We start from the raw sequence: 11,996 nt of genomic DNA, 5'->3' as shown, positions 1-11,996 counted from the left end.
CTGACCGTCAGGTGGCCGGCGGACGGATGACGGCCGCCCACCGGCCACGGCGGACGGTTGGCTACCCGACGGTCCCGTTCCGTCCCGTGTGGCCACCGCCTACGGTGTACGTGCCACCGGCAGCCGGGCGGCAGAAAGCGGGCGGGCGATGGATCTTGGTGTGCTGAAGGGCAAGGGACACGGGCTGCCGGATCTGGTCGCCCCCGCCCTGGGAGCACTCGCCGGCGCGGGACTCAGCACCCCCGGCGACGAACTCGTCGACGCGGTCCGCCTGACGTTGACCCACCGGTCCTATCTGAACGACGACCGGCACCGGCCGGACCCGCCCGACCCGCGCTACCTGGAAGCGCTGGAGACCCTCGGTTCCATCTTCCAGCAACATACGGCCACCATCGCCGCCTATCGCAACCCCGGCGCCGACCAGCGGCGCCTGCACCGCGAGGTGACCCGACTGGCGGCCGCCTTCCCCGGCTGGGCGGCCCGCCTCGACTGGCTGCGCGAGTCCGCGGTGCTGGGCCAGAGCCTGGGGCGGGGACCGGTCCCGGACCGCGTGTTCGCGGCGCTGTTCAACCGGTTGCTGGGCCTGCTGTGCCTGGTCGGCGAGACCCGGACCGCCGAGAACCTGATGGCGGGCCTCCTGGCCGAGATCCGCGACGACGGCGGCGGCACCGGCAATCCGAAACAGTTGCTGCAGGAGTCGCTGCCGGAAGGGTCGACCCGCTTCGAATACCACCAGGAGGGCCCCGGCCACGCGCTGGTCTACCACGCGGTGGTCACCGACGCGACGGGCCGCAGCGGCACCGGAACGGCGAGCAACAAGAAGGCCGCCAGCCAGGCCGCCGCCCTCGACTTCATCCGTACGCACAGTCCGGGGCTGCTCGCGGCCCAGCGGTCGGCGGTCGGCGACAGCCGCCCCGAACCGCAGCCGGTCGACGAGTCCACCGCCCACATGGCCGTGGTGCTTCGGCTGCGCCGCACGCTCCGCCTGCCGGACCGCTGCCTCGGCCTGTTCTCCCAGGCGCTCATCCACGGCTCGTGGGCGCACGAGAACCAGACCCTGCTGCGCAAGTACGGCCAGCGCGACAACCAGGCCCTCACCGCCCTGGGCGCCCGGGCAGTGATGTACGAGTACTACCTGTCGATCGTCCGGACGGTGCTGCTGACCGGCGCCGTCGACAGCCTGTCCCTGGCCACCCCCGAGGGCACGATGTACGCCCGGGCGCTGGAGTTGATCGACGCCGGCCCCGGACTGCTGCTCGGCGCCGGCCAGGCCCAGCAGCAGTCCAGCGTCACCGTGGCCGCGGCCGCGTTCCAGGCCCTGTACGGCGCCGCGCTGGCCGCGAACGACTTCGCCCCGCTCGGTGAGAGGTGGTCCCGGTCCTACCAGGCGGCGTGGGACACGATCGCGCCGGGCGGCGCCCGGCAGGAGGACGGCCGGACCCGTTTCGACACGTTGTGCACCGCCCTGGACCTGCACGCCCAGTACCAGGTCAGCCGGCACGGGCCGGAGCACGAGCCGCGCTACCGCACCGTCGTCGACCTGCACAGCCTCGCCACCGGCGAGGTGGTGACCCTGGCCGGTCCGGACGGGCGCAGCCAGTCCGTCGCGAACAACCACGCCGCCGAACTCTTCCTGGCCTTGACCGACAGCCTCGCGCTTCCGGTTCCGCACCACGTCGACGACCCGGCCGCCCTACGGTTCCTCGTCGCACACCAGGCGACCGCCTTCGCCGCCGAACCGGCCCTGTGGCGCAAGTGGGCCAAGCGGAAGCTGTTCGGGCTGCACCTGGCCGACGCCCCGGACGACCTCCTCGCCTGGGCGGCGGCGGTGGACCGGCTGGTCGACGACGACATCTCACCCTGCCTGCCGGACGACCTCACCGCCGCCTACGCGTACGCCCTGCGCGGCGCGGGCGCCGCCCGACCGGAACCGGCGCCACCGGCCGACGGGCCGAGCGGACCACTCGCGAGCGCCGTCCGCGCCGCTCTCGCCCGGATCGCCGACCGGTGACCGGACGCCCGGCTCAGTCCAGTTCGGAGTCGAAGCTCAGGTCGCCCTGGAGGAATTCGACCCGGTCGAACAGCCGCCGGTCGGTGCTGTGCAGCACCACCGGCAGCCCCTGAGCCAACTCTTCCACCAGCAGCGCCTTGATCTGGCCGTACTGGGCGTTCCGGTCGCGGTCCACATTGTGCAACCGGAGGCCCTTGGCCCGCAGCGCCGAACGCATGCCACGCAGCTCCGGAATGTCCGGGCAGACGACGATGCTCCGGGCGGTCCGCCCACCGGCGATCCGGCGCGACAGGCCCGTCTGGTCGATCCGGCGGCCCTGGCGGGCCAGCCGGCCCAGCCCCCAGTTGTCGATGACGACGACGAGTTCCACCGGCCCGGCCGGCGCCTGCGCGTCGACACCGAACTCGGGCTCCTCGGCCAGCCGGACGTCCACCCTCGTCAGGCCGCCGTAGCGGTCGGCGACGAGAAAGCCACCGGGAACGGCGGCCAGCGCCCTGGGCAGCGCCACCGGGATCAGTTCGCTGCCGGCGGGCAGCCCGGCCACCGGCCAGCGCCAGCACCGGACCGCACCGTCGTCGGCGACCGTGGCGACCCAGCGGTTGTCCGGGTCGACCACGATGTCGCGTACGGCGGAGCGGCTGCGCCCCTCGTGCAGCTGCATCGCCACCCGGTGGTCGTCCAGCGACCAGACGATGGTGCGGCCGTGCTCGTCCCCGGCGATGACGAAGCCGCCGTCCGGGGTCACCGCTATCGCGGTGACCCGGGCGTGGTATCCGCTGAACGGCCGGGGCAGACCCGGGCCGAGCGCACTCCACCGGAAGACCTCGAGGCCGTTGTTGGTGGTGATCGTCGCCGCCCCGTCGGGGGTGACGGCCACCGCCCGGGCCCGGCCGCTGCGGTGCCACCCGAGCCGCATCACGTCGACCTGGCCGCCCCGCCCGATGTCGATGCGTTCGACGTTGCCGTTCTGCCTGGTCGCGATCACCGCACGGGCGCCGGGCACGGCGGCCAGCCGGTAGTACGGCGCGTCGCTCGGCTTCGACCGCAGCAGCACCGTCGGTTCGCCGCCGGCCAGCGTCCACAACTGCAACTCGTCGCCCGTGCGGACCGGCTGCTCGGTCGCGCCGGTCTCGTCGGCTTGCCCGGGTCCGCCGGTCGTAACGGCCTCGGCGGTCTCGCTGGTCTCGCCGGGTTCGCCGGCCTCGCTGGCCTCGTCCGGCTCCGGCGGGGGCGGTGCGGGGCGTACGAGGGCGACGAACTCGTCGCGTGTGCCGTGCAACCGCACGAGCGTCCGCACGTCGACATCGGCGATCCGTTCCGGCGCCGGCAGCTCCGCGCCGTCCAGCGGCCAGCGGTGGATGCCGGTGCGCCCACCCGTGACCGCCGTCCGCTGGTCACCGGTCACGGCGATCGCCCGGATCTCGGGCTCCTCGCTTCGCGTCCGGCCCGGCCGCCCCGCCGCCGCCCGGTCGCCGACGCCCGACCAGCGCAGCAGCAGCCCGTCGCGACCACCGCTGATCACGGTGCCGTCGCGTGCCGCGCCCAGGGCGGTCACCGTACGGTCGTGGGCGCCGACGACCGTACCGGCCGCGGCACTGCCGTCGACGGGCCAGGACAGCAACGTGCCCACCCCGGTGCTGGCGACGACCCAGGTGTCGTGGGCGGTCAGCACCCCGCGCCAGAGCCGGCCCTTGTGCCGGCCGACGATCGACGGCTCACCGGCACCGTCGGCCACCGGCCAGCGCCGGATCGTGCCGTCGTATCCGCAACTGACCACCCACTCCCCGGAGCGGGCCGCGACCAGTCCGGTGACGACGGTCGGCCGACCGTGGTCGCCGACGACGTGGCCCTCTCCGGTGGCATGGCTCCAGCGGTGCAGCCGACCCCGGGCGTCCGCGGCGAGGACGTGGTCGTCGGTGGCGGCGAGCGCGAAGATCTCCTCGCCCAGGTCGGCGAACACCTCGGGGCCGGCGTCCGGAGCCCGCCGGTCCCACCGCAGCAGCTGGCCGTCGACACCCGCCGAGAACAGGTGGGTGCCGGTGGCGCAGACCGCGTGCACGATGCCCGCGTGGGCGCCCAGCCGGACGACCGGCCCCCAGCCGTCGGCGAGGTCGACGACGTGGACCGCCCCGCTCTGGTCACCGATGACGGCGACGTCTCCGGTCCCGGGGGCCAGTGCGACGGCGGTGGCCGGAGCGGACAGTTCGCCGACCGGTCGCCAGCCCGGGCCGCTGTCCGCCCGCCAGCCGAACAGGGTCCCGTCGTCGCCGCTGGCGATGACGAGGGACGCGTCGTCGCCGACCGCCACCGCCGAGATCGCGCCCCGCCCGATCCGGTAGCGGTGCCGCAGCCAGCTGGTGGAATAGCGGGTGATCAGTGCCGGCGCGGGGATGCCGGAGCCGAGCAGGTCGTCGACCCGGGCGGCGATCACCGGGGCGATCAGGTCCGTACGCGGTCTTCCGTCCGGGCTGTCGGCCCTGGTCCGGGTGGTGTAGAGCAGTTGCTGCGCGAGCGTGGCCCGGGCCCCGCCGGCCGACTCGACGCTCAGCTCCGGCAGTTCGGCCGCGGCGGCCCTGAGCAGGCCGAGCAGCTGCCCGACGCTAGAGTTCATCGGGGCCGCCCTCCGGGTCGAAGTCCTCGTCGACCGCGCGCACGACGTAGCCGCCGACGGTCGCCTCGATCCGCAGCGAGTACTGGTGTGTCGGCTTCTCGCTGCGCTCCCGGCGCCACCCCTCGTAGACCAGGACGCCCAGTCGCCCGGCCCGCCAGGCGGTGCTCAGCGGGTAGTCCTCGCGCAGGGTGTCGAGTTGGGACTCGGCCTCGGCACGGGTGGCGAAGATCTGCGGCCGCTGCTGCGGCCGCGGACTCCCCAACGCCCTGCGCAGCACCCGGTGACCCCAGTTCGGGTGCGCCTGTCCCGGCGAACGCCGTTCCGGATGCCGGTCGATGCGGTCGACGCGGTGCTTGTGCACGCCGATCCGCCACTGGCCGGCCCCGACGGGTTCGGGCTCCAGGTCGACGTAGTGGCCGACGAAGCCGGCCTCCCAGTCCTGGATGGTCAGCCCGAACCACTTCACCCACAGCCGCACCGAGTCACTGTCGTCGTCCTCGCGCCGGGCGATCGGGTAGACCTCGCGCAGCCGCTGCAGCGAGGCCACCGCCTCGGCACGGCTGGTGTAACGGAGTTCGCCGGTGAGGAAGGCGACGATCTCGCCCTGTCCCAGCACCGCGTACCGGCGCTGGCCGGGCGCCGGCGTCTCCGCCGATTCCTCCACCGGCGGTGGCGGCGGTGCGCTCGCGATGACCCGCGACGGCCTCGGCAGGACCGGGACACTCCGCGCGGACAGCAGCCCCGGCGCGAGCCGCCCGCTGTCCAGGAGCCGCTGGGTCACCGCCAGGCCGGCGATGGCGGCGTCCAGGCCGAGCGGGATGTCGCCGGCGGTCGGCGCGGGAGCCAGCAGGCAGGCTTCCAGCCACTCCCATGACTCGACCAGCAGTGCCAGCCGGCCCTGCCACAGCGCCAGGTCCTCGTCGTCGTGGCCGAGTTCGGCCGCCGCGTCGATGATCTCGGCGAGCCGCGCCGGCGTCTCGGCCAGGGCGAGCCGGCCGGTACGGGCATCCCACTCGACCCCCTCGGGGAACAGCGGGGTGAGCGCCCGGACGAACCGGCGCCGTTCCAGGTCGGCGCCGGTCCACTCACCGTCGGAGGCGGCCATGGCCCGTACCGCCGCCGCGGCCGCGGGATGGAAGAGCATCACCCGACCGGCCGGCCCGGCACCCGCCGCCGGATCCGGCAGCACCAGGTATTCCCGTACCGGCCCACGCAGGACGTTCTCCCGGGCCCCGCGCCAGGTCTGCGAGCCCGGCCGGCCGCGGCCGGGCTCGTCGGCGACCGTCCACACCCGGGACATCTCGGTCTCGGTGAGGCCGTGCCGGGTCGTCGCCGCGATGAACAACGCCCGTTCGCTGTCCCGCAGCACCCGCTCCGGCCAGGCACCCGGCCCCAGGTCACGGCCGAGCAGCCGGGGCAGCGCGCCGTGGTAGTAGTCGACCAGGCTCCCGATCGGTTCGGACCGCCACAGGTCGGCCGGCACCTGCCCGGCCGCCCGGATCTCCGCCAGGTAGCCGGCGGCGACCAGGAACTGGCCCGCGCAGCGGCGCACCACGGCGGCGGCGACGGCGTCCATCCGCTCCGCGCGAAGCCGTACGGCCAGCGCCGGATCGGTGAGCGCGGTCAGGACGTATTCGCCGATGTCGGCGTCGGCGCTGTCGGCGAGGTCGAGCCGACGCGGGTACGGCCCGTCCGGCGGGAAGCCGACCGGCGGGTACTGGGAGAACAGCAGCAGGCGCAGACCCCAGCGGGCGAAGTCCGCGTACCGGGTGAGCAGTTCGGTGAGCACCCGCAGGCTTTCCGCGTCGCGGCGCTGGTCGTCCATTGCGTCGACGACGAGGACCAGCGTGTCCGGTTCGTCGCCACGTTCCCGCGCGATCCTGGCCCGGGCTTCCAGCACCCCGTAGAGGAAGCCGAGGGTCGGGGTGGCGATGACCGGCTTGTTGACACCGATGGCGGTGCCGCTGCCGACCTGCTGGGTCAGCTTGATGAAGGTCGCACCGTGCGCCAGCAGCGCCTCGGGCGCGTCGCGGCCGATCACGTCGGCGACCGCGTGCACGAGTTCGCTCTCCCGCACGGCCGGGCCGCCGGCCTGCCCCACCTGGTCCCAGACCGTCGCGTAGGCGACCGTCACCCCGGTCTCGTCGGCGAGCCGGTGCAGCACCGTACGTGCCAGCGTGCTTTTGCCGGCACCCGGGCGACCCGTGACCAGCAGGACGTCCTGCCCGGAATCGTGGCGGGCCCAGGCGGTGACGTGGTCGAGGGCGGCGGTGCGCGGCTGGATGAAACCGACCTGCTCCACCCTGCCCTGGAACGGTTCGGCGGGACGCTGCGCCATGCCCACGACCAGCGCCAGCCGGTGCCGGTGCACGTCGGTCACGCTGCGCACCGCCCGCGCCACCAGGTCGGCGAGCGACGGGTTACGGTCCCGCAACGTGTCCAGGTCGGCGGTCAGCAGCAGCGTGGACCGTCGCGGTGCCGGCGGTGGTTGCGTGCCGGCGGCGGCGACCGCCTCGCCGAACGGGGCGAGCAGGGTGAGCGCCCGCTCGTCGGTGCCCGGATCGTCGAGCCAGACGAGATCGACCTCGGCCGGTCGTATGTGGTGCCCGAGCTGGCTCGCCGCCTCCCGCAGAAGCTGCCGCTTGCCGAGGCCGGCCAGGCCGGTGAGGCAGAGCACCGGCCTGGTGCCGGTCAGTGCCCCCTGCAGCCAGCCGACGACATCCTGTGGCCTCATCCAGCGGTGGGCCGGGTGAAGTCCAATCCGGTCACGGGGCCGTCCGCTTCCTCGACGACCTGGTCGATCTCGTAGCTGCCGGCCGGAAGTTCACCGTGGACGGCGCGCAGCGGCTGCCGCAGCTTCTTGACGTCCTGCTTGAGCTTCACCCGTACGCCGGTGGCCTCCCGCGGCTCGCCGACGAACGTCAGCCGCTGCCCGACGACCGTCTCGGCGAGCCGGCGCAGCGTGTCGAGCTGCGTCAGCAGGTCCTGGTCCGTGCCGCTCGCCGGTAGGTGGCCCTCCCGGTAGGGGCTGAGCATCGCCCGAGCGGTAAGGATCTCCCTTTCCCGCTCGGCGAGGACGTCGTGGTCGATCGTCACCGACCGCAGCGGCTGGTCGAGCACCTGCTCGCCGCCGGACACCGCGACGACCTCCTGCGCGGGCTCCTCCTGCCCGGCCGCGCGGGCGGCGTTCCGCTCCCGCCGGCGTTCCAGCCAGGCGCCGGTCTGGTCGTAGAGGAAACGCACACCTTCCGCGAGAACTATCGCGCTCACCGCGGCGATCGTCAGAGGTTCGGGCACGTCGGCCTCCTACCGGGGGTGAAGGTCTCCACCGTACCGCCAGCGGTCACGCGATCAGCCCGATCGGACGGTCGCGAATCCGTCAGCGGTTCCGGTTGCGCGGATGGGCCGACCAGCCGGTTCCAGCGGTCTCATCGTCCATAGTGGAGCGTTCCGGTCGTCGGCGGTCAACCGACGATGACGACGTCGAGCCGGCGTGGGCCGTGCACACCCTCGATGCGGTGCAGTTCGATGTCGCTGGTGGCGCTCGGGCCGCTGACGAAGGTGAGCGGCCGGGTCGCGTCCAGCCGGGCCAGTGCCTCGGGGACGAGGCCGACGACCTGTTCGGCCCGGACCACGCAGACGTGGTGGTCGGGGACGAGGGACAGGATCCGCCGGCCCTGGCCCGGCCCGCAGTCCAGGACGATGGTTCCGGTGTCGGCGACCGCGACGGCGCAGCCGGTGACGACGGCGTCGGCGGCGTCGAGGTCGCCGACGGTCAGCGGCGGCTCGTCGGTGAGTACGGCCGTGTCCGCCGTCGCCCGCCAGCCGGTCAGCCACCGCGGCGGGGTACCGGCGGGGACGACGAGCCGCCGTACGTCGTGGAGTGCTCCGGCGACCGCGTCCGCCACCTCGTCGGCGCCGCACCGGCGTACCCCGGCCCGGTAGTCGTGCAGCCGGTCGGCGAACCGGTCGAGCAGGTCGGGGTGGCCCGGGGGAAGGGCGCCGGCCCGGCGGTAGTCGCGCGGCACGGTGACCCCGTCGGCACCGTCCGGCACCGCCTGCCGGAGGCGGGCGAGGATCCGTTCGCGGGCGTTCATGGTGTGTTCCCTCCGTCTTCGGCCCGGCCGGACCGGGCCCACCATTCGCGGAACGTCTGGGCCGGTGGTGCGGGCAGGTCCCGGCTGCGGGTCCAGGCCGCGCCCGGGCCGGGCAGCCGGCGGATCCGTGGCGGGGCGGGGTCGCGGCGGCTCTGCCAGCGGGCGAGTAGCCGGCCCCAGCGGCTGAGTCGTTGGGCGATCCGTAGCCGGCGGGGGTCACGGAGCGTCCACGCCACCGCGCCGAGGCCGGCCGCCTCGGCCGACGGCAGCGGCCCGGACCGGGCGTCGGTCGCCCGGGCGCGCAGGTGCACCAGCATGGCCGGGATGTCGATCCGGACCGGGCAGGCGTCGAAGCAGGCGCCGCAGAGTGACGACGCGAACGGCAGCGCGGCGTTCGGGTCGTCGCCGCCGGTGATGCCGGTCAGTTGCGGGGAGAGCACCGCCCCGATCGGGCCGGGGTAGACCGACCCGTACGCGTGCCCGCCGGCGCGCTCGTAGACGGGGCAGACGTTCAGGCACGCCGAACAGCGGATGCAGTGCAGGGCGGCGCGGCCGTGCGGGTCGGCGAGGACGGCGCTACGGCCGTTGTCGAGCAGGACGACGTGGACGTGCTGCGGCCCGTCGCCGGGCGTCACCCCGGTCCACATCGAGGTGTACGGGTTCATCCGTTCGCCGGTGCTGGAGCGGGGGAGGAGTTGCAGGAACACCTCCAGGTCCTGCCAGGTCGGCACGAGCTTCTCGATCCCGACGACGGAGATGAGGGTTTCCGGGAGGGTGAGGCACATCCGGCCGTTGCCCTCCGACTCGACCACCGACAGGGTGCCGGTCTCGGCGACGGCGAAGTTCGCCCCGGAGACGGCGACCCGGGACCGCAGGAACGTGGCGCGCAGGTGCCGGCGGGCCGCCTCGGCCAGTGCGGCCGGGTCGTCGCCCAGCTCCGGGTCGACGCCGGGCATCTCCCGGCGGAAGATGTCGCGGATCTCCCGCCGGTTGCGGTGGATGGCGGGCACCAGGATGTGGCTGCCCTCGTCCCGGCCGAGTTGGACGATCAGTTCGGCGAGGTCGGTCTCCACCGCCCGTACGCCGGCATCCGCTAGCGCCTCGTTGAGGCGGATCTCCTGGGTCACCATCGACTTGACCTTGACGACCTCGTCGGCGCCGGTGGCCCGGACGAGGTCGGTGACGATCCGGCGGGCGTCGGCGGCGTCGGCGGCCCAGTGCACGGTCGCCCCGCGGGCGGTGGCCGCGGCCTCGAACGTGGTCAGCAGCTCCGGCAGCCGGGCCAGCACGTCGGCCTTGATGGCGCTGCCGGCCAGGCGCAGCTCTTCCCAGTCGGGTACCTCGGCGACCATCCTGCGCCGCTTCTCCCGGATGGTGGCGGTGGCGTTGCCGAGGTTGTGGCGCAACTGGGTGTCGCGCAGCGTACGCGCCGCGGCGGCCGGGAACGGCTCGTCGCCGCGCAGCCGCGACCCGGGGTCCGCGGTCGGTGGGCCGGGCATGCCGAGGAACGTCGTCACGGTGTCGCCTCCGTCGCCAGGATCTCCGCCAGATGCGCGGTCCGCACCCCGCCGTGTGGTGTCGAGGTGGTCAGCCGGGCCAGGCCCCCGCCGATGTGCAGCAGGCACGACGCGTCGCCGGCGGTCACCACCCGGGCCCCGGTCGACCCGATGTGCCGCAGCTTGTCCGCCAGCATCGCCGCCGAGGTGTCGGCGTTCTTCAGCGCGAACGTGCCGCCGAAGCCGCAGCACTCGTCGGCCGCCGGCAGTTCGACCAGGTCGATGTCGCGTACCCGGCGCAGCAGGCGCAGCGGGCGGTCGCCGACCCGGGTCATCCGCAGCGAGTGGCAGGTCGGGTGGTAGGTGACCCGGTGCGGGTAGGTCGCGCCGACGTCGGTGACACCCAGCACGTCGACCAGCAGTTCGCTCAGCTCGTAGGTGCGGGCGGCGACCGCGCGGGCCCGCGCCGCCAGTTCGTGGTCGCCGGCCGCCTCGGCGACCACGGCGTGCTGGTGCCGGATCGAGCCGGTGCAGGAGCCGGACGGCACGACCACCGCCTCGGCGTCCTCGTACGCCTCGACGTAGCGGCGGACCAGGGGGAGTGCCTGGCGCGGGTAGCCGGAGTTGACGTGCATCTGCCCGCAGCAGGTCTGGGCCGGGTCGAAGGTCACCCGGTGGCCGAGGCGACGCAGCAGCGTGACGGTGGCGATACCGACCCGCGGGGCGATGGTGTCGGCCAGGCAGGTCACGAACAGGGCGATACGCACGGCTAAATGGTCAGGCCATTTCTCTCGTGGTGCAAGCCCGGATGTCTAGACTCGCGCCGTGACGGTGGAACAGCTCTTCTCGCCGGTGGTCGGCGCCCGCCCCCACGAGGCGATCCTCGGCCAGGTCGAGCAGCTGCTCAGCGCCGGACTGCTGCGTCCCGGCGACCGCCTGCCCAGCGAGCGGAGCCTCGCCGAACGGCTCGGTGTCAGCCGTCCCACCGTCCGGGAGGCGATGCGGACCCTGGAGGCGCTCGGCGTCGCCCGACCCGCCGACACGGCCGGACGTGGCAGCGCCGCGGTGATCGCCGGTCGGGCCGACACCGCGCTCGGGGCGGTGCTTCGGCTCGCGATCGCCACCAGTGACCTGTCGGTGCCGGACGTCGTCGACACCAGGGTGCTGCTCGAGCGGGACGCGGTGTCCCGGCTGGCACGTACCCCCGAACCGGCGCTCACGGCCGCCGAGGTGCTGCTGCGGGAGATGGACGAGCCCGGGCTCACGCCAGAGCGGTTCCACGCCGCCGACGTACGGTTCCACATCGCACTCGCCGAGGCGGCCGGCAACCGGGCGGTGGCCCTGATGATGTCGTCCCTGCGGTACGCGATCGAGGGGTACGTCCTCGACCTGGTCGCCGGACTGGACGACTGGCCGGGCGTCAGCCGGCGGTTGCGGATCGAGCACCGGGACATCCTGGCCGCGATCGCCGACCGCGACGCCGACGAGGCTGCCCGGCGGGTCGAGCGGCACATCCGCGCCTTCCACCGCACCGCGACCGCGTCCCGCTGACCGCCGGGTCCGGCGTCACCGGCCCCTGTGCTCCCGTCATGGGTGCAGGCGAATCGAGCGCCGCCGACGTCTCCCGGCGAGGCGACTCGATGCCTTGACAGCCGTCGTAACACGGTTGATACTTCCAGGCTAAGTGAAACGATTCATAGAGTTGTCGAGATCACGAGTGACGCTGAAGAACAGGTGGGCACTGTGGAGATGGCCGAGGTGGTGAGACCCTCCACCGCGCC

The 11,996-nt window shown here is 74.0% G+C and carries 8 protein-coding genes; 2 read left to right on the top strand and 6 right to left on the bottom strand.

Translation table 11 applies throughout. The features are described from left to right. Positions 1-160 precede the first annotated feature (160 nt). Positions 161-2,011, top strand: coding sequence for a putative dsRNA-binding protein (locus tag AB0M79_RS22300; protein ID WP_364216818.1), 1,851 nt, complete (start codon positions 161-163; stop codon positions 2,009-2,011). 13 nt (positions 2,012-2,024) lie between these two features. Here the strand turns inward: AB0M79_RS22300 and AB0M79_RS22295 are convergent, their stop codons facing one another. The 6 genes from AB0M79_RS22295 to AB0M79_RS22270 form a co-directional block, all read right to left on the bottom strand. Then, entirely contained in the window at positions 2,025-4,622 is a 2,598-nt protein-coding gene (locus AB0M79_RS22295) for a WD40 repeat domain-containing protein (protein WP_364216815.1), read from the bottom strand. After that, entirely contained in the window at positions 4,612-7,356 is a 2,745-nt protein-coding gene (locus AB0M79_RS22290) for an ATP-binding protein (protein ID WP_364216812.1), read from the bottom strand. The genes AB0M79_RS22295 and AB0M79_RS22290 overlap by 11 nt, the downstream gene beginning before the upstream one ends. Next, complete coding sequence (locus tag AB0M79_RS22285) at positions 7,353-7,919, bottom strand: hypothetical protein (protein ID WP_357539104.1); 567 nt, start codon at positions 7,917-7,919, stop codon at positions 7,353-7,355. Before AB0M79_RS22285 ends, AB0M79_RS22290 begins: the two co-directional genes overlap by 4 nt. Before the next feature lie 167 nt (positions 7,920-8,086). After that, on the bottom strand, positions 8,087-8,719 hold the full coding sequence (locus tag AB0M79_RS22280) for a lactate utilization protein C (RefSeq protein WP_364216808.1): 633 nt from the start codon (positions 8,717-8,719) through the stop codon (positions 8,087-8,089). Beyond that, positions 8,716-10,218, bottom strand: coding sequence for a lactate utilization protein B (locus AB0M79_RS22275; protein WP_364217230.1), 1,503 nt, complete (start codon positions 10,216-10,218; stop codon positions 8,716-8,718). The genes AB0M79_RS22280 and AB0M79_RS22275 overlap by 4 nt, the downstream gene beginning before the upstream one ends. Positions 10,219-10,232: 14 nt before the next feature. Further along, positions 10,233-10,982, bottom strand: coding sequence for a (Fe-S)-binding protein (locus tag AB0M79_RS22270; protein ID WP_364216805.1), 750 nt, complete (start codon positions 10,980-10,982; stop codon positions 10,233-10,235). A gap of 58 nt (positions 10,983-11,040) precedes the next feature. Between AB0M79_RS22270 and AB0M79_RS22265 the strand changes: the two genes are divergently transcribed. Beyond that, positions 11,041-11,766, top strand: coding sequence for an FCD domain-containing protein (locus AB0M79_RS22265; protein ID WP_364216802.1), 726 nt, complete (start codon positions 11,041-11,043; stop codon positions 11,764-11,766). Positions 11,767-11,996: the final 230 nt, after the last annotated feature.

It is taken from the genome of Polymorphospora sp. NPDC051019 (genome assembly GCF_040683055.1).
In the GTDB taxonomy this organism is placed as follows: domain Bacteria; phylum Actinomycetota; class Actinomycetes; order Mycobacteriales; family Micromonosporaceae; genus Polymorphospora; species Polymorphospora lycopeni.
The sequence above is the reverse complement of the archived record's forward strand: the minus strand, read 5'-3'. Positions and strand labels throughout refer to the sequence as shown.